The 17,852-nt window shown below is 67.0% G+C and carries 19 protein-coding genes; 13 read left to right on the forward strand and 6 right to left on the reverse strand.

From position 1 onward, the window contains the following. The first annotated feature begins 115 nt into the window (after positions 1–115). Complete coding sequence (locus tag B6N23_RS12755; RefSeq protein WP_305499467.1) at positions 116–1,423, forward strand: Z1 domain-containing protein; 1,308 nt, start codon at positions 116–118, stop codon at positions 1,421–1,423. Between the two features lies 1 nt (position 1,424). Then, positions 1,425–2,384, forward strand: coding sequence for a PD-(D/E)XK motif protein (locus B6N23_RS12760; RefSeq protein ID WP_305499469.1), 960 nt, complete (start codon positions 1,425–1,427; stop codon positions 2,382–2,384). A gap of 168 nt (positions 2,385–2,552) precedes the next feature. On the opposite strand, the gene B6N23_RS12765 is transcribed toward B6N23_RS12760, so the two are convergent. After that, a complete protein-coding gene (locus B6N23_RS12765) occupies positions 2,553–3,605 on the reverse strand; it encodes an IS481 family transposase (RefSeq protein WP_305499472.1) in 1,053 nt (350 codons plus the stop codon). Between the two features lie 354 nt (positions 3,606–3,959). Here B6N23_RS12765 and B6N23_RS12770 point away from each other — a divergent pair, with 354 nt between their 5' ends. Next, positions 3,960–4,436, forward strand: a complete 477-nt coding sequence (locus tag B6N23_RS12770; protein ID WP_305499475.1) for a phosphate-starvation-inducible PsiE family protein — start codon at positions 3,960–3,962, stop codon at positions 4,434–4,436. A 23-nt stretch (positions 4,437–4,459) separates the two neighbouring features. Here B6N23_RS12770 and B6N23_RS12775 read toward each other — a convergent pair whose 3' ends face one another. The 3 genes from B6N23_RS12775 to B6N23_RS12785 form a co-directional block, all read right to left on the reverse strand. Then, the gene (locus B6N23_RS12775) at positions 4,460–4,675 is read right to left on the reverse strand and encodes a TIGR02450 family Trp-rich protein (RefSeq protein ID WP_305499477.1); all 216 of its coding nucleotides are present in this window, start codon (positions 4,673–4,675) and stop codon (positions 4,460–4,462) included. Positions 4,676–4,710: 35 nt separating this feature from the next. Continuing rightward, complete coding sequence (locus tag B6N23_RS12780) at positions 4,711–5,709, reverse strand: NADP-dependent oxidoreductase (RefSeq protein WP_305499480.1); 999 nt, start codon at positions 5,707–5,709, stop codon at positions 4,711–4,713. Between the two features lie 425 nt (positions 5,710–6,134). After that, positions 6,135–6,392 (reverse strand): hypothetical protein, encoded by a 258-nt coding sequence (locus B6N23_RS12785; protein WP_305499482.1) that lies wholly within the window; start codon positions 6,390–6,392, stop codon positions 6,135–6,137. Between the two features lie 223 nt (positions 6,393–6,615). Between B6N23_RS12785 and B6N23_RS12790 the strand changes: the two genes are divergently transcribed. The 4 genes from B6N23_RS12790 (at position 6,616) to B6N23_RS12805 (ending at position 9,263) form a co-directional block, all read left to right on the forward strand. Beyond that, positions 6,616–6,780: a hypothetical protein gene (locus tag B6N23_RS12790; protein ID WP_305499484.1), complete on the forward strand. Its 165-nt coding sequence runs from the start codon at positions 6,616–6,618 to the stop codon at positions 6,778–6,780. 126 nt (positions 6,781–6,906) lie between these two features. Continuing rightward, positions 6,907–7,320, forward strand: a complete 414-nt coding sequence (gene rnk / locus B6N23_RS12795) for a nucleoside diphosphate kinase regulator (RefSeq protein WP_119021548.1) — start codon at positions 6,907–6,909, stop codon at positions 7,318–7,320. Between the two features lie 16 nt (positions 7,321–7,336). Further along, positions 7,337–7,954, forward strand: coding sequence for a LysE family translocator (locus B6N23_RS12800; protein WP_110068832.1), 618 nt, complete (start codon positions 7,337–7,339; stop codon positions 7,952–7,954). An 88-nt stretch (positions 7,955–8,042) separates the two neighbouring features. Next, entirely contained in the window at positions 8,043–9,263 is a 1,221-nt protein-coding gene (locus tag B6N23_RS12805; protein WP_305499490.1) for an EAL domain-containing response regulator, read from the forward strand. Here the strand turns inward: B6N23_RS12805 and B6N23_RS12810 are convergent. Beyond that, positions 9,203–10,678: an acyl-CoA dehydrogenase family protein gene (locus tag B6N23_RS12810; RefSeq protein WP_305503803.1), complete on the reverse strand. Its 1,476-nt coding sequence runs from the start codon at positions 10,676–10,678 to the stop codon at positions 9,203–9,205. The genes B6N23_RS12805 and B6N23_RS12810 overlap by 61 nt on opposite strands. 215 nt (positions 10,679–10,893) lie before the next feature. On the opposite strand from B6N23_RS12810, the gene B6N23_RS12815 reads away from it, so the two are divergent. Genes B6N23_RS12815 through B6N23_RS12835 form a run of 5 tightly spaced genes read left to right on the forward strand, consistent with a single transcriptional unit; the run spans position 10,894 to position 15,941 of the window. Then, entirely contained in the window at positions 10,894–11,439 is a 546-nt protein-coding gene (locus B6N23_RS12815) for an NUDIX hydrolase (protein WP_110068829.1), read from the forward strand. Further along, positions 11,436–12,362 (forward strand): AAA family ATPase, encoded by a 927-nt coding sequence (locus B6N23_RS12820; protein WP_305499492.1) that lies wholly within the window; start codon positions 11,436–11,438, stop codon positions 12,360–12,362. The genes B6N23_RS12815 and B6N23_RS12820 overlap by 4 nt, the downstream gene beginning before the upstream one ends. 2 nt (positions 12,363–12,364) lie before the next feature. Then, positions 12,365–13,291: a DUF58 domain-containing protein gene (locus tag B6N23_RS12825; RefSeq protein WP_305499494.1), complete on the forward strand. Its 927-nt coding sequence runs from the start codon at positions 12,365–12,367 to the stop codon at positions 13,289–13,291. 8 nt (positions 13,292–13,299) lie between these two features. Next, entirely contained in the window at positions 13,300–15,429 is a 2,130-nt protein-coding gene (locus tag B6N23_RS12830) for a transglutaminase TgpA family protein (RefSeq protein WP_305499496.1), read from the forward strand. 26 nt (positions 15,430–15,455) lie between these two features. Then, complete coding sequence (locus B6N23_RS12835; RefSeq protein ID WP_169959254.1) at positions 15,456–15,941, forward strand: glutathione peroxidase; 486 nt, start codon at positions 15,456–15,458, stop codon at positions 15,939–15,941. 98 nt (positions 15,942–16,039) lie between these two features. Here B6N23_RS12835 and B6N23_RS12840 read toward each other — a convergent pair whose 3' ends face one another. Beyond that, positions 16,040–16,429: a DUF7079 family protein gene (locus B6N23_RS12840; protein WP_110068824.1), complete on the reverse strand. Its 390-nt coding sequence runs from the start codon at positions 16,427–16,429 to the stop codon at positions 16,040–16,042. Between the two features lie 168 nt (positions 16,430–16,597). Between B6N23_RS12840 and fabV the strand changes: the two genes are divergently transcribed. Further along, a complete protein-coding gene (gene fabV / locus B6N23_RS12845) occupies positions 16,598–17,803 on the forward strand; it encodes an enoyl-ACP reductase FabV (RefSeq protein ID WP_305499500.1) in 1,206 nt (401 codons plus the stop codon). Positions 17,804–17,852: the final 49 nt, after the last annotated feature.

Here is a 17,852-nt window from a genome sequence, read left to right on the forward strand (position 1 = left end):
AAGTAGGAAAAGGGCTGCGTTCTGGCATTACTCAACAGCCACTCGCGCTGAAGAGGCGAATCCTGATAAGCAATGCCAACAGCCAGTACCTTCAGACCGCTCAATCAGCGCCCTCGTGAATAAGGCGGGATTACGGGACTATTTTATAGGCGTTGCCATCGGACTGCTAGAAGAGGATGACCATAAAGGGCGTAATCGCTCGATGATGATCCACCCCGCTGTGCCTAAGGATGAACATCTGATGTTCGCACGATGGGTTAAACAGACGAAACAGAACTGGTCGATCATCCTTCAGGATGAACGCCACGAAAGTTATTCCGAGCTGGTTGAAGAGTTCAAGGGGTCTGCTCTAGAGATTTTTAAAACTTACGTCACAAATTATACATTTGATGACGTGCTTTCGGTGTTGTTCGATGCCGTTGAGGAAACGGCGGTTGTCGAACTCAATACCCGTGAGAAGAATCGGATTCCTAGCGTTGACTGGAAGGGTGAATATAGCTGGATTCTGGTTGGTGGTATTGGGCTGGATCGTGGATTTACGGTCGAAGGGCTTACTGTAAGCTATATGCCGCGTTCGACTGGCGTAGGTAACGCCGACAATATTCAACAGCGAGCACGGTTCTTCGGGTACAAAAAAGGCTATCTTGGCCTGTGCAGAATTTATCTAACATCAGAGAATATTGATGCGTTCACTGACTATGTGACACATGAGGAGTCCATTCGCCGATCAATTCGCCACCATCTTGAGGGCGGAAAAACCTTAAAGGAATGGCGCCGAACCTATTTTCTTGATCAAAGCCTCAAGCCCACACGAAGTTCCGTCATACTTTTGGAAATGTATCAGTCAAAGGGGCGTGGTGGCTGGATTATTCCCGACCATCCTTTCGAGGACTCGGAGATTGTTTCAGAAAACCGAGAAGTAGTAGACGATATCATCGCCAGCTTTGAATTGGGAAGCTATTCTGAAGAGGGCTGGAATGCTAAGCAGGTAGTGCCGAAATTTAGCGGCGGTATCAGACTGGCTGACCTGCTCCAGAAGATAGGCCAGCTTCGCTACAAGTGGCCTGACGACAATTTACAGCATTCGGCCCTCATGCTCGGCCTTGAGCGTTTAGCAAGCGAAGAGCCAGATATGCAGTGCTGTTTTTACGCCCTGTCTGGGCCGTGGTCTGGTGTCGATGCTGTCCGTACCCTTAGTGATAAGGTGCCGCCAAAAATCAAGAACCTGTTCCAGGGCAAGAACGCCAAAACGAACTACCCCGGTGCCAGAGCACTGGTTTCTGAAGAGACGATAACCTTTCAAGTTCACCGTTACGATGTTCAAGCATCGGATAAAAAGCGGACGATCATGGACGTGCCAATACTTGCCGTTTATGTTCCCGATCATCTAATGGAGCGGGTTTGGGTCGAGAGGCAGGTCTGACATGTTCTTCGAATTCTACGAAAGTCTGGTGAGTGAATTCCCTGATGGCTGCGACCAGCTGCTCGGGCAACCTTTGGCGGCAGATAATTCGTTGTGGCTATCGGTGGATGGCGATACGTGCCCATCCTTGCTTTTTAGTGTGCGGAGGGACGCTCCCCGAAGCGATATTGAACTTCGCTCAATCTCCATACGTTTCTCACGCGATTGCGTCATAGAGGATGCCAGTGGGGTTGGGGCATCAGGGATATATACGATTGTGCGCTTGAACGAAAATGATCCGGATATTATCCGAATGTTTCTCAGGGTTTTTGAGGAAAGCTTTCGGGTGCGGGGGAGGTATTATACAAATAAGGAAATTTCTATAAGAATTCTTGAGCTTGCTGACCTTTTCGAGAAAGTCGAGGGTTCCATCGGTGATGTTGTCGGCTTGTGGGGCGAGTTATATATACTCTCCCGTTCAAGTAACTTGGCTGCCGCCGTTCATAGCTGGTGCTGCCACAAGAAGGCAAAGTATGATTACGTGGCTGACGGTTTTGTTCTGGAAGCCAAGACGACCGTGCGTTCCAAGCGTAAGCATCGGTTTTCCCTCGAGCAGCTTCGTCCTGCTGGTGGTTTTAGCGTATATGTAGCATCCCTTGCAGTCGTAGAGGTAAATTCCGGAAAATCCGCATCGGAGTTCATGGATGAACTGTGCATCAAGATTTCCGATGACGAGCTACGTGCTCGGTTCTTGGCGCAGTGCCTTGTCAAAGGCGGTCGGGACATCTATCGGAATAGTCTAAAATTAAGCGCTTTTCCCGACCAGACGTCTTTAGTCATGTTTAGTTCTTTAAATATACCTGTTCCAGAAGTTGGCCAGGCATTGCCAATCGAAAATGTGCGGTTTGATGTCGATCTGACTGGTATTGCTCCTATTTCAAGTCGTGAAATGGATGAAGTTCTCGAGTTTGGGAAGAGGTGAGCTGTTTCTACGAAAGTTGCGAGGTCTTTCAGGGGTAGACTCTCAGCCTTTTAGTATGTGAATCAGCCATGATAAAGACTGTCGGCTGCAAGAGGCCCTAGCCGTGACGACAACCATATGTACAGTGATGGTATTCGCCTGACACATGCCCCCGTGGGCTCCCTATAGTTAAGCAGTGTTTTCTGCCGTTTTCCTGGGTTCCTTCTTCGTCGCTTTGGGGAGCCCTTTCTTGAACACGGCATAGGGCGTCGAGCCCTTCATGTTGCGGCCCTGATGCGGCCGTTTCGTGTTGTAGGTGACCAGATAGTCGTTCAGGTCCTGCTGCATCTCTTCCAGGGCCTCGTACCACTTGGTGCGTCCCTGGATGCGGAAGTGCTCGTCCAGCAAGGTGCGGTGCAGCCGTTCGACGAAGCCGTTGCTCTGCGGCCGTCGCACCTTGGTGGTGCGGTGCTCGATCTCTTCGAGCTGAAGGAACAGCTCATACGGATGCTGATCCTTACGGCCGCAGAATTCTCGGCCGTTGTCGCTGAGTACCGTGCTGACCTTGGCGTTGTGAGCCTCGAAGAAGGGCAGCACGTCATTATTGAGTACATGCACGGCCGTAATGGGCAGTTTGCTGGTGTAGAGGCGGCCCCAGGCGTAGCGGCTGAAGCAGTCGATGACGGACTGCAGATAGACCTTGCCAACCCCCTTGAGGGTACCGACGAAGAAGGTATCGACAGCGACCAGTTCGCCGGTGTGGTGGACTTCGATATGCCGCTCGCGGAACTCAGGGCTGAACCGCTCCAGGTGGCGAACTTGTTCTTCGGTCAGCTCGATTTTCTGCTCGCGCATGGCCCTCTCGAGCCGCAGGAGGCGCTCATGCCGGGTCAGCAAGTCATGGCGTCCCCATACGCCTCTGACGCCCGTAGAGCTGACCTGAATGCCACGTAGCGCCAGTTCTTGAGCGACGCGGACAGGACCGTGGGTGGGGAAGGCCAGGCTGTGCTCGAGAATGGCCGTTTCGATTTCTTCGCTGACGCGGTTGGGGTGTGGTCCCCGCGGCCCGGGGAGCTTGTCGACGAGCCCCTCGGAGCCGAAGGTTTGATAGTTGCGACGGATCTCATAGAACTGCTGCCGGGAGTAGCCCATGACCTTGCAGGCCTTGCTGACATTCTGCAGATCCTTGGCCAGTTCTAGGAGACTGAGCTTGCGACGTGCTACCTTTTCTTCGGTGGTCATAGTCGTTTCCTCATGGTGTTACAGCCGAGCGTCAGACACTCGTTCTATAACCCACGGGGGGCACTATGACCACTTTGCTTTTCAGCGGCCGACTGTCAGGTGAATACCGTCACACTTCAAACCATATCCTGCCATTCACCCCAACGCTTTCGGCGATGTTCTGGCTATCTAGTTGGTCATCATCGTAGCTTTCCTCGAGGCGCCCGACCCTGAACAGGTGAACTACATATCGTGAGGGTGAGAAGAAACCACGGGATCATTACACCATGCTGATGCACGGCATGGATTGACAGCGTCGCGCGCTCGGGCATCAATGGACTCGACCCCCGCCGGGGGCTACCGGGAGAGGCGGCGATGGAACAGCATGATCAGGATGCACGACATGGACCGAGGCTGCAGCACGACGAGCTGCCCAAGGAGCACGAGGACCCGCTGATCCGGCGGCTGCATCTCATCATCCGCCAGGCGATCAAGGTGCTGGCGGTGCTGATGGTGCTGGTGATCATCTGGGGCGTCCTGGATGTCATCTATGTGCTCTACACCAAGTTCATCTCGCCGCCGGTGCTGCTGTTCGAGGTCAGCGACATCTTCGTGATCTTCGGCGCCTTCATGGTGGTGCTGATCGCGGTCGAGATCTTCATCAACATCCGCCTCTACCTGGGCACCAATATCCTGCCCATCCGCCTGGTGGTGGCCACGGCGCTGATGGCGATCGCCCGGAAGGTGATCATCCTGGATATCGCCACCGTGACGGCGATGGAAATGCTCGCCATCGCCGCCGTGGTGCTGGCGCTGGGGGTGACCCACTGGCTGGTGGGCAAGCCGGACTAGAACCTGAAGCCAGGCGTGGACGATCACCGCCAGCCCATCAGCCAGGTGGCGTCGTCCTTCAGGTCCTGCCAGGGCAGGGTGGTCTCGCGGCGGGTGTAGACGGCCTCGAGGACCACCGCGACCACGTTCTCCTCCTCGTCGCGCTCCAGCGCCGTCACCAGGAAGTGCTTCTCCTTGTTCCGTGGCTTCGCCGCGGTCCACTTGCTGTGGTGCAGCTTCTCGGGGTTGATGGCGTTCATGGCGTCGCTCCTTGGTTGCCGCCGTGGGACGCGGGTCAGAGCCGCACCAGCATCTTGCCGGTATTGGCCCCCTCGAACAGCGCCAGGAAGGCATCCGGCGTGCGCTCGAGGCCCTCTTCGATGGTCTCCGCGTAGTCGATCTCGCCGTTGGCGACCAGCGGGCCGACCTCCTCGAGGAAACGGGGGTAGTCGGCCCAGTGGTCGAAGATGATGAAGCCCTGCATGCGCAGGCGCTTGATCAGTACCATGGCGAGGTTGCTCGGCCCCGGGGCCGGTTCCTGGGCGTTGTAGCGGGTGATCATCCCGCACACGGCGATGCGCCCGCCGGTGCGCAGCGTGTTGAGCGCCGCTTCCAGGCAGGTGCCGCCCACGTTCTCGTAGTAGATATCGAAACCCTCGGGGCAGGCCGCCTGGAGCGCCTCGGTGAGCTGCCCCGCGTCGCGGTCCCGGTAGCTCACCGCCTGGATGCCGTGGGACTCCAGCCAGGCGAGCTTCTCGGGCGAGCCGGCGATGCCGACCACGGTGCCACCGCGGGCCTTGGCCAGCTGCACGGCCAGCGAGCCCACCGCGCCGCTGGCGGCGCTGACCAGCACGTTGTCGCCCGCCAGCATCTCGGCGATCCGGTTCAGGCCCGTCCAGGCGGTCATGCCGGGCATGCCCAGCACGCCGAGGTAGGCCTGCTCGGGCACATCGATGCCCGGCAGGGGCTCCACCTGGTCGCCCGGCAGCTGGGCGATGTCCCGCCAGCCGGCCATGTGGCGGACCCGGTCGCCCACGCTCAGGCGCGCGTCCCGGGATTCGATCACCTCACCCACCGCGGCGCCCTCCAGCGGGTCACCGAGCACGAAGGGGTCGATGTAGGTCTTGACGCCGCTCATGCGGCCGCGCATGTAGGGGTCCACCGATAGCCAGGTGTTGCGAATCCGCACCTCGCCCTCGGCCAGGGCGGGCAGCTCGGTCTCGCGGAGCTCGAACAGCTCGCGCCCCGGCGTCCCCTGGGGGAAGTCGTTGATGGTGAAGTAGCGTGATTGCATGGTGTCCTTCCTTCACGTGGCGGGGAGTGGGCCAGTCTAAACTAGGGAGAGGTGCCCGGGTCAATCTCGCCCGGGCCACGCTGTCGGTCGATGCTGGTGCTCCCGCTCTCCGACGCAAGGGCGCCCCTCGGGGCAAGGCATTCTCCCGAGGGGCGACTTCATGCAGGTAAAGGGTGCAGCGCCAAGCAGGCCGCTGGGGGCGTCAGCCCAGGTAGGCCGCTACGGCTTCGAAGGCGGTGCGTTGCCATTGTGATTGGCGATACCAGAACGCCAGGACTTCGGTGTCGAGGGTAGGTGAAGTGTAATCATTCATGATAGCTGTCCTCCTGAGTGGGACACCTATCACCATAGCTCCTTCCTTGCTGCATTGCAGCATGAGGCGTTATGTCTGATGCCTGCCTTTCCGCCCGCATGGGCAGGACGGGCTACCCGAGGCCGCGGCTCAGCACGTCGTCGGCCACGGCGCGGGAGGCCTGGGCAAACTCGATGCGTGCCGCGCCCAGCGCGCTGAGGTCGCGGGAGTCGCTGTCGCGCTCCAGGCGGTCGAGCAGCGCCTTGGCCTGGGCCAGGCGGCGGGCGAGGGCGGTATCGAAGACCAGGCAGGCGTCGGGAACCTCGGGGTCGGCGAGCGGCTGGTCGATCAGTTCGGAGGACAGTGACGGGGGACAGGGTATGGCGTCCATGGACAGCATCCTGAGCACGGTAGACCCGGGGTGGCCGGGGAAAGGCGAATGCCTTTGATCATATCCATAGTGCCGATTGGCCGGCGCTGTCAATCCTTGCCGTGAGGCCGGCGTCGTCGAGTGGCGTTGCCGTCTGGGGGCGTCGGGGTGGGAGGCGGTTGCAGGGCTCGCGCGCGGAGACCATGCTGGGGCGATGGCAGTCGGGCCAGTCTGGGAGCGTGTCATGGGAGTGAAGGGATTTGCCGGGGGCTTGATCGCGCTGGGCGTGGTGCTGGGGCTATACGGCTGGCGGGCCTGGAACCCGGTCGCCTTCGTGGGGCTGGCCCTGGCCGTGGTGGGGGCGGTGGTGCTGGCCACCTGGCGTCGCGGCCCTGGCGAGGGGACCTGACAAGCTGCCTCATTGGGCTTATGATGGTCCGAGTCGACAGTCCTTCCCCCCTTCGGGGGTGGAGGGCTGTTTTTATTGGATGGCCCAAGGCTTTCTCTCTGCGTTGACGGGTTATCAGGAGGTCGTATGTCACCCCGCCCCCCCATCATCATCAATCGCCTCGATGCCGAGCGCCTGCAGCGCCTGATCGACGAGGCCAGCGACAAGGATCTGTTCGTTGCCGAGGCCCTCGAGGAGGAGCTCGAGCGCGGTGAGGTCGTCGATCCCGAGGAGATCCCCGAGGACGTGGTCAGCATGAACAGTCGGATCCAGTTCACCGACCTGACCCGCAACCGCCAGATGATCCGCACCCTGGTCTACCCCCACGCCCTGGCCACCACGGAAGATGGCATCTCGGTCATGGCGCCGGTGGGTGCCGGGCTGATCGGGCTGCGCATCGGCGATGTGATCGACTGGCCGCTGCCGGATGGTCACGAGGTACAGCTGCGCGTCGATGCCATCTTCTGGCAGCCGGAGCGCGAGAAGCAGTTCCACCGCTGAGAGGCCGCCTTCCACCATGCCGTTTTCCCTCTGGCTCTCCCTGGCGGCGGTCTGCGCCATGGGCGCCATGTCGCCGGGCCCCAGCCTGGCCCTGGTGCTGCGCCATACGCTGGGCGGCGGTCGCGCTCCGGGGGTGGTGGCGGGGCTCTCCCATGCGCTGGGCGTGGGTCTCTATGCACTGCTGACGGTGTGGGGGCTCGGCGCGCTGATCGTGCGTCAGCCGGCGCTGTTCCAGGTGATCACCTGGGCCGGCGCGGCCTACCTGGCCTGGCTCGGCCTCAAGGCCCTGCGTGCCGGTCGCGCCGGCCCGCTGGAAGCCGGGGCGGTGCCCACCACCCGGCGCCAGGCGGCCCGGGAGGGCATGCTGGTCGCGCTCGGCAACCCCAAGCTGATCCTCTTCTTCATCGCCCTGCTCAGCCAGTTCGTGACCCCGGACATGAGCCTGGCGGCCAAGGCGGTGATCGTGCTGACGGCCATGATCATCGACGGCGCCTGGTACGTGATGGTGGCGGTGGGGCTCTCCCACTCCCGGGTGCTGCCCTGGCTGCAGGCGCGCTCCCACTGGGTCAATCGCATCACCGGGGTGCTGCTGCTGGCCCTGGCCCTGCGCGTGGTGGCCGGGCCGCTGGCGTAGGCAACGTTGATGCCGGTCATCATACCTGTCGTGTGACTTTCATCAGGCGGTGTTACGCTCTGGTTACTTGCTGACCGGAATCCCGCCGATGTACGACTCCTCGCCTGCACCACTCGCGCTGGTCCTGGAGGCCGACCCGGACGTCGCCGCCGTGCTTTCCCTGCAGTTCGAGGTACTGGGTCTGGAGACCCGCTACTTCCAGCAGTCGACCGCGCTCCTCGCGGCGGTGGCCGCGCGGCCGCCGCGCCTGGTGGTGCTGGGGCTGGAGTTCGGCAGCGAGGACGGTTTCGCCCTGCTGCGCCACCTGGCGGCGACCGGCTACCGCGACTGGGTGCTGCTGCTCTCCGGGGTCGAGCGCAAGATCGCGCGGATCGCCGAGCGGGTGGGACATACCCTCGGCCTGCAGATGCTGGGCTGCCTCGACAAGCCGATGCGACTCTCCGAGCTGCGCCGCTGTCTGGACAACCTGAGGGTGGGCTGTCGGGCACCGCTCGAGGCCCGAGGCGAGCCGCTGTTCAGCGCCGACGATCTCGAGCAGGCCCTCCTCCGGGACGAGCTCACCCTTCACTACCAGCCCCAGTTCGAGCTCGCCACCGGCCGGCTCAGCGGGGTCGAGGCGCTGGTGCGCTGGGCCCATCCCGCCCTTGGCCTGATCGGCCCGGCCAGCTTCCTGCCCCTGCTCTCCCTGGACCAGGGCAAGCGCCTGACGCGCCACGTGCTGGCGCGGGCCCAGGCCGATGCGGCCGTCTGGCTGCGCGAGGGCGTCTCGGCATCGGTCTCGGTCAACGTGACCGCCGATGACCTGATGTGCCCGGACCTGCTGGAGCTGGCCTGCCTGCGCTCCCCCGAGGACCCGCCCCTGGTGCTCGAGATCACCGAGACCGCCGCCATGCAGGATGAACTGCTGGGCAGCGAGGTGGCGGCGCGGCTCTGCCTGGGGGGGCTTGAGGTATCGGTGGATGACTTCGGCATCGGCTTCTCGTCACTGGCGCGGCTGCAGATGCTGCCGATCAGCGAACTCAAGGTGGATCGCAGCTTCGTGCAGCATCTCCAGGAGGAAACCCAGGACGCGGCCATCGTCGAGGCGGTGGCCCTGCTGGGTCGACGCCTGGGCATCCGGGTGGTGGCCGAGGGGGTCGAGGATCCGGCCAGCCTGGCGCTCCTCGATCGCTTCGGCTGCACCCACGTGCAGGGCTACGGGCTGGCCCGGCCGATGCCGGCCGAGGCGATCCTCGAGGTGGGATCGACTCAGGACTCGATGCGTGCCAGCAGTGCCGTGCAGGGCGAGCCGCTGGGCAGCACGCCGTAGGCGGGGCTGGCCTCGTCGCCCAGCCGGGTGGCGCAGAAGGCGTCGGCCACCTCGCTCGGCGCGTGCTGCACCAGCAGTGCCGCCTGCAGGCACTGGGCCAGGCGCTGGGTGAGCCAGCGGGCGCGGGGTTCCAGCCCCTCGGCGGGCTCGGCCAGCAGCCGCTCCAGCTCGGCCAGGGCGGCGTCCAGCCGGCGGTTCTCGCCCCGGGCGGGCGCCATCGCCTGCCAGCAGGCGGCCAGCGCCTCGGGGTGGCGGCGCAGCACCCGCAGCACGTCCAGGCAGATCACGTTTCCCGAGCCCTCCCAGATCGAGTTGACCGGCGCCTCGCGGTAGAGCCGCGCCAGCGGCGACTCCTCCACGTAGCCGATGCCGCCCAGGCACTCCATGGCCTCGGCCATGAAGCCGGGGCCGCGCTTGTTGTGCCAGTACTTGGCCAGCGCGGGCAGCAGACGGGCCAGGGCGCGTTCGTTCTCGTCGCCCCGGGCGGCGCCGTCGAAGGCCCGGGCGGCACGCATCACCAGGGCGAGGCACGCCTCCACCTCCAGCGCCAGGTCGGCCACCACCGCCTGCATCAGCGGCTGCTCGGCCAGCGCCCGGCCGAAGGCGTGGCGCTCGCGCACGTGGTGCCAGGCCACCCGCAGCGCCTGGCGCATCATGCCGACCGGCGCGGTGGCGGCGTCGAGGCGGGTCTGCTGGACCATCTCGAGGAGGGTGGCGATGCCGCGCCCCGGCGCGCCGATGGGCTCGGCCCAGGCGCCGCGGTACTCGATCTCCGCCGAGGCGTTGGCGCGGTTGCCGCACTTCTCCTTGAGCCGCTGCAGCTCGATGGCATTGCGCTCCCCGTCGGGGGTGAAGCGCGGCACCAGGAAGCAGCCGAGCCCCTCGTCGGTGCGGGCCAGGGTCAGGAAGGCGTCGGACATCGGCGCGCTGCAGAACCACTTGTGACCGGTGAGCCGCCAGCCGTCGTCGCTGGGCTCGGCGTGCGTGGCGGCGAGGGATTCGGCTCGCGTGGCCGCGAGGGGGTCGGCTCGCGTGGATGTGGCGCGCAGATCGCTGCCGCCCTGCTTCTCGGTCATCGCCATGCCGAAGGTGAGCCCGCTCTTCTCGGTGGCCGGTAGGGGGCGCGGGTCGTAGTCCCAGGCCAGCAGCCCCGGCGCCCAGCGCGCCTGTGCCCGGGAGGAGTGGCGCAGCACCGGCATGGCCGCATGGGTCATGGTCACCGGACAGCAGAACCCCGGCTCGGCCTGGGTCAGCAGGTAGAGGGCCGCCACGTGGGCCTGGTGGCCGCCGCGGCCCTCCTCCTGCCAGGCCACGGCGTGCCAGCCGCGGTCGATGGCCAGGTGCATCAGCTCGTGGTAGGCGGGGTGGTAGCTGACCTCGTCGAGGCGTCGCCCATGGCGGTCGAAGAGCCGCAGCGTCGGCGGGTGGCGGTCGGCGGCCTCGCCGAGCGCCTGGCGCGGGCTGGTTGGTCACCCGATGGGTGGCCAGCCGGGTGCGGGGAGCGTGGTCGGACATGGCACACCTCCAGTATCGAAGGGGTGTCCTGAGCATGGTGGGCCCGCGGGGCCCGGTCAACGTGACGCCGCGGCGCCGACTGGGTAGGCTTGAGGCATTTCCCCGGGAGATGCCCATGACCGACGCCCTTCGCGACGAGCCGCTGCCGACGCCGCACGTCGCCCGCGAGCGCATCCAGCTGGTGGATGCCCGTAATCGCCCCTGCGGCAGCGCCTGGCGCGCCCAGATGCGGCGCTTCCGCTTCTGGCACCGGGCCACCTACATCGTGGTGCGCAACGCCCGCGGCGAGATCTGCGTGCAGCGCCGGACCCTCACCAAGGAGGTCTTCCCCGGCGGACTCGACCTGGCCGCCGGCGGCGTGGTGGGCGCCGGCGAGGCCGAACACCTGGCGGCGCGCCGTGAGCTGGCCGAGGAGCTGGGCATCCGCGGCGTGCCGCTGCGCCCGGCCGGTGGCTTCATCCACGCCGAGGGAGGCCACCATATCTTCGGCAGCCTGTTCCTGGTCGATCACGACGGCCCGCTGGCGCTGCAGGCGGAGGAGGTGGCCGAGGTCTTCTGGCGGCCGCCCGCCGAGGCCCTTGCGCTGCCCGGGGTCACCCCGGACACCCGCCAGGCGCTGCAGGTGCTGCTCGAGACCGGCCTGCTGGAGCCCGCACCATGAACCGCCCGGCTCGGCTGGGCGAGCTGGAGGCCGTGGTGGCAGCGCTGGAGGGGGTGGTGCTCGGCAAGTCCCGGGAGGTGCGCCTGGCGCTGTGCTGCCTGCTGTGCCGCGGCCACCTGCTGATCGAGGACCTGCCGGGGCTCGGCAAGACCACCCTGGCCCAGTCCCTGGCGCGGGTCACCGGGCTCGACATGCAGCGCCTGCAGTTCACCAGCGACCTGCTGCCCGCCGACGTGCTGGGGGTCTCGGTGTTCGACCCCCGGGAGGCGCGCTTCACCTTCCACCCCGGGCCGATCTTCCACGGCCTGGTGCTGGCCGACGAGATCAACCGCGCCACCCCCAAGACCCAGAGCGCCCTGCTCGAGGCCATGGAGGAGGGGCGGGTGACCGTGGAGGGGGAGACCCGGGCGCTGCCCGATCCCTTCTTCGTGATCGCCACCCAGAATCCCCAGGAGCAGGCGGGCACCTTCGCCCTGCCGGAATCCCAGCTCGACCGCTTCTTGATGCGCCTCTCCCTGGGCTATCCGGACCGCGCCGCCGAGCGCGAGATCCTGCGCGGCCGCGCCGGGCGCGTGCGCCTCGACCGCCTGCCGGTGCTGCTGGACGCCGAGCGCCTGCGTGCCTGGCAGGCGCGCCTGGACGACATCCACGTGGCGGATGCGCTGCTCGACTATGTCCAGGCGCTGGTGGCCGCCAGCCGTGACCACCCGGAGCTGGCCTGGGGACTCTCCACCCGCGGCGCCCTGGCGCTGCTGCAGGCGGCCCGCGGCTGGGCGCTGCTCGAGGGGCGCGACCACGTGCTGCCCGAGGACGTCCAGGCGGTGTGGGGGCCGGTGGCGGGCCACCGCCTCAGCAGCGGCCGGCGCGAGGAGGGCGAGGCCCTGGCGCGCCACCTGCTGGCGCGCGTGCCGGTGGCGGGCTGAGCATGGCGCGGCTGACGCTGGGCGAGCGCTGGTGGCGACGCCTGGCGATGGCGCCGGGCACGCCGCTGCCCCAGCGCCAGCTCTTCCTGCTGCCGACCCGCTTCGGGCTGGGCTGGGCAGTGCTGGTCCTGCTGCTGCTACTGTTCGGCATCAACTACCAGAACACCCTCGCCTATGTGCTGGCCTTCTGGCTGTTCGGCCTGGGGGTGGTGGCCCTGCTGCGTGCCTGGCGCAACCTGCTCGGCGTCACCCCCACCCTGCGCCTGCCCCAGGAGGTGTTCGCCGGCGGCGAGGCGCGTCTCGGCGTGGTGCTCGCCGGGGGGCGCCCGCGCACGGCGCTGGAGCTGCATGGCGCGGGCGTCTCGGCACGCCTCGATCTGCCGGAGGGACAGGGCGAGGCCGTCCTGGCCCTGCCGGCTCAGCGGCGCGGCGAGCAGCCGCTGCCGCGCCTGCGCCTGGAGACCCGCTGGCCGCTGGGGCTGGTGCGCGCCCTGGCCTGGCTGCAGAGCGACGAGCGGTTGCTGGTCTATCCCCGTCCGCTTGCGGAGGACGAACCCGAGCACCGCCACGCCGGCGCGGGGCTGGAGGCCACCGACTTCGCCGGGCTGCGCCGCGCCGAGCCCGGCGACAGCCCGGCCCGGCTGGCCTGGAAGCAGTGGAGCCGCACCGGGGTGCTGGCCGCCAAGGCCTTCAGCCTGCCGCCCCGCCAGCAGCTGTGGCTCGACTATGACGCCTGTCGCGGCGACCCCGAGCGGCGGCTCTCCCTGCTCTGCGCCCGGGTGCTGGCCCACCATCGGGCCGGCGACCGCTACGGCCTGCGCCTGCCCGGGGTGACCCTGCCCCAGGGGGAGGGCCCCCACCAGCGCCGTGTGGCCCTGGAGGCGCTGGCGCGCTTCTCCCCCTCGGGCGACCGGGGGGCGGAGTCATGAGGCCCGGCATGGCCGGCCGCGGCGGCGAGGCGGTGCTGGCCGATGGCCAGGCGCTGAGCGGCGCCATGCTGCGCCAGCTCTTCCTCGGCCAGTGCCTGGTGCTTGCCCTGCACCTGGCCTGGATGCCGGCCTGGCTCGCGGCCCTTGCCGCCCTGGTGGCCGGCTATCGCCATCTTCAGCTGCGCCGCCGCCTGCCCCGCGCCGGCGTCGTGCTGCGCCTGGCCGGTGTCGGCGCGCTCACCGGCGGCCTGTGGCTGCACTACGGCACCCTCGGGCAGATGGAGGCCATGATCGGCCTGCTGCTCGGGGTCTACCTGCTCAAGCTGCTCGAGACCCATGACCGGCGCGACGGGCGGGTGGTGGTGGCCATCGGTTTCGTGGCCACCACCGTGGCCTTCCTGCACGACCAGGGCATCCCCATGGCCGCCGGCGGGCTGCTGGTGCTGGCCTGGCTGGTGCACTCGCTGGTGTGGCTTTCCGGGGGCGATGCCCGCCGGGCCTGGCGCGAGAGCGCCTGGCTGCTGCTGCTCTCGGCGCCGCTGATGGTGCTGCTGTTCGCGGTCTTTCCGCGCCTTGGGCCGCTGTGGAACCTGCCCCAGGCCGATCGCGCCTCTACCGGGCTCACCGACGAGATCGCCCCGGGCGACATCGCCCAGCTCTCGCGCAGCGACGCCCGCGCCTTCCGGGCGCGCTTCGAGGGCGCCGAGCCCACACCCGCCGAGCGCTACTGGCGGGTCTACACGCTTTCCGACTTCGACGGTGAGCGCTGGCGGCGGACCACTCCCGAGCGCCTGGCCGCCACCCTGGGCCGACCGCTGGAGGAGTTCGTTGCCGAGGGGCGCCGCTCGCCCTGGCTCGATGGGGCGCCGCGCTTCGAGGTGGAGCTGCTGCTGGAACCGGACAGCCGCCCCTGGCGGCCGTCGCTGGGCGCGCCGCTGGCCACCGAGGAGCCCCTACGCTTCCTGGCCGATGGCACCCTGGAGGGCACCTCGCCGCTGGCCTCGCGCAGCCTGCTGCGCATGAGCAGCACCGGCCAGGCGCCGGCCAACCCCGATCCCGCGGGCCCCGCCTGGCATGCCATGCTGCCGGCCGAGGGCAACCCTCGCACCCGCGAGCTGGCCGAGCGGCTGTGGCGGGAGAGCGGCGCCGAGCCACGGGCCTTCCTGGCCGCCATCATGGCGCGCTTCGGCGAGGCGCCGTTTCGCTACACCCTGTCGCCGCCGCGGCTGACCTCCGCCGATCGGGTCGACGAGTTCCTGTTCGAGAGCCGCGCCGGCTACTGCACCCACTACGCCTCGGCCATGGCGGTGATGGCTCGCTCGGTGGGCCTGCCAGCCCGTGTGGTGGCGGGCTTCCTGGGCGGCGAGCGTCACCCCGACGGCCACTTCACCATCCGCGACTACGACGCCCACGCCTGGATCGAGGTGTGGCTCGATGGCGCCTGGCAGCGCCTCGACCCCACCGCGGCGATCGCCCCGGAGCGCATCGAGGAGGGGCCCCAGGCCGTCGATGACGGCCGCGAGGCCTTCCTGGCCGATGCCCCCTTCTCGCCGCTGCGCATGCGCGAGGTGGGTTGGGTCAATCGGCTGCGCCTGGACTGGGAGCGCCTGGAATACCGCTGGCAGCGCGGCGTGATCGGCTACCAGCGCGAGGCGCGCAATGCCTTGATGGCCCGGGTGACCGCGCGGCTGCACGCCCTGTGGGACCGCCTGGTGGCGCTGGCCCCCGGCCGCGGCTGGCTGGGGGGGCTGCTGGGGCTGCTGATGGCGGCGGCGGCCGCCGCCGGGCTCGCCGCGCTGCTGCGTCTGGCCTGGCGACGCCAGCGGGAGGCGCACGACGAGGCGCTGCGCATCGCTCGCCTCCAGGCCTGGCTCGGTCGCCGCGGCCTGGGAGTGCGGCCCGGGGAGTCGCCCTCGGCCCATCTGCGACGGGTGGCCGAGGCGGCGGGCGATGCGGGGCCAGCGCTGCGCGACTGCGCCCACCATCTGGAGCGGCTGCGCTACGCCCCCCTGGGGCGGTCCGAGCGTCGCGAGCGCCGCCGCCAGCTGGCCCGGCGGGAGAGGGAGGTGCGACGCCGGCTGCGTCGGCTGCCACGCCGCCGGAGGGGTGGCGCGCAGGCGGGTGGCGTGGCATCGTGAAGGTCATCGACCATGAAGGCGCGCGCATGTCCCTCCACGATCATCAGTGCCGCACCGCCCAGGGCGAGCCCTTCAACTTCGGCGCGCTGCGCGGCCAGGTGCTGCTCATCGTCAACGTCGCCAGCCGCTGTGGCTACACCCCCCAGCTGCGCGAGCTGGAACGTCTCTACCGCCGCTATCGCGAGCGGGGCTTCACGGTGATCGGCTTTCCCTGCAACCAGTTCGGTCGCCAGTCGCCGGAGTCGGCGCTGGACTTCTGCACCCTGAGCGCCCGGGAGTATCAGGTCAGCTTCCCGCTGATGGAGAAGGTGAGGGTCAACGGCGGCGGGGCCCATCCGCTGTTCGTGGAGCTCAGGAAGGCCGCCCCCGGGGTGCTGGGCACCACGGCGATCAAGTGGAACTTCACCAAGTTCCTGGTGGGCCGGGATGGCCGGGTAATCCGCCGCTTCGCACCGCGCGACGGCGAAGCGGTGCTGCGCGAGGCGCTGGAGCTGGCCCTCGACGAAGGGTAGGGGCTGGCGATCAGCTCGTTAAGGGGGGTGTCTCGCCCCTTTCCACCATTAGTCGTGCGATCAGCTCGTTCCAGCAGGGTGTGTGGAGAGCCGAGTCATCATGGGGGTGTCTCGCCCCTTTCCACCATCAGGCGTGCGATCAGCTCGTTCCAGCGATGCCGCGTCATCATGGTGGTCAGCCCCGAGAACAGCATCCAACTGGTGCGGCGCCATCCGGTGAGCCGGAGGTTGTGGGCCACCAGCTGCTTCATCAGCTTGTAGTCGTCGAAGCGGCGCCACTCGCCCACCATCGACATCTGCTGGCGCCCCAGCACCGGGGCGAGCTCCAGGCGGAAGATCCACTCCAGCTCCTTCAGCGTCAGATCGTGGCGCTCGATGACCTCGATCATGTGCGCATAGTCGCGCTCGCCGGGCTCGCGCTCCAGCCACAGCGGGGCCAGCGCCAGCCACAGCTCGCCGCGTTCATCGACCAGGGCCTGTGCATTCATCGGGATCCTCCTCGTGGCAATGCGCCCGGAGGTGCATCCTGCCCCAGGCGCGTGGCGGGCTCAAGGGCGGACAGCGCCCGGCGTGACCGCTAGAATAGGGCGATTGCCACTCCATGACAGCGGGACGGCGGCATGCCGGCCCGACAATGACCAACAGCGAGGTCTGACGTGATCATCAAGCCCAAGGTACGCGGTTTCATCTGCACCACCACCCACCCCGTCGGCTGCGAGAAGAACGTGCTCGAGCAGATCGAGGCGACCCGCGCTCGCGGCCTGGACAAGGCCCGCGGCCCGAAGAAGGTGCTGGTGATCGGGGCCTCCAGCGGCTACGGCCTGGCGGCCCGCATCACCGCCGCCTTCGGCTACGGTGCCGACACCCTGGGCGTGTTCTTCGAGAAGCCCGGCAGCGAGAAGAAGCCGGGCACCGCCGGCTGGTACAACAGCGCCGCCTTCGACAAGTTCGCCAAGGCCGAGGGGCTCTACAGCAAGTCGATCAACGGCGATGCCTTCTCCCACGAGGCCCGCGAGACCGCCATCGAGCTGATCAAGCAGGACCTGGGCCAGGTCGACCTGGTGGTCTACTCGCTGGCCTCGCCGGTACGCAAGCTGCCGGACTCCGGCGAGCTCAAGCGCTCCAGCCTCAAGCCGATCGGCGAGACCTACCGCGCCACCGCCATCGACACCAACAAGGACACCATCATCGAGGCCGAGGTGGAGCCCGCCACCGAGCAGGAGATCGAGGACACCAGGGCGGTGATGGGCGGCGAGGACTGGGAGCTGTGGATCGACGCCCTGGACCGTGCCGGCGTGCTGGCACCGGGCGCGCGCAGCGTCGCCTTCAGCTACATCGGCACCGAGATCACCTGGCCGATCTACTGGCATGGCGCCCTGGGCAAGGCCAAGGAGGACCTGGACCGCGCCGCCGGCGAGATCGACAAGCGCCTGGCGGCCTCCGGCGGCGGCGCCAACGTGGCGGTGCTCAAGTCGGTGGTGACCCAGGCCAGCGCCGCCATCCCGGTGATGCCGCTCTACATCGCCATGGTCTACAAGGTGATGAAGGAGAAGGGCCTGCACGAGGGCACCATCGAGCAGCTCAACCGCCTGTTCGGCGAGCGGCTGTATGGCGCCGACAGTGGCGAGATGGCCACCGACGACGCCCGCCGCCTGCGCCTGGACGACTGGGAGCTGCGCGACGACGTGCAGCAGGCGTGCAAGGACCTCTGGCCCCAGGTGACCACCGAGAACCTCTTCGCTATCACCGACTATGCTGGTTACAAGCACGAGTTCCTGAAGCTGTTCGGTTTCGAGCGCGATGACGTCGATTACGAGGCCGATGTGAACCCGGACGTGGAATTCGATGTCGTGACACTGTAAGGAGCGCGCGAGTCCGGTCAGGATGACGGGTTTGTGACGCGGTGGCTTA

This window comes from Halomonas alkalicola, assembly GCF_030704205.1.
In the GTDB taxonomy this organism is placed as follows: domain Bacteria; phylum Pseudomonadota; class Gammaproteobacteria; order Pseudomonadales; family Halomonadaceae; genus Halomonas; species Halomonas alkalicola.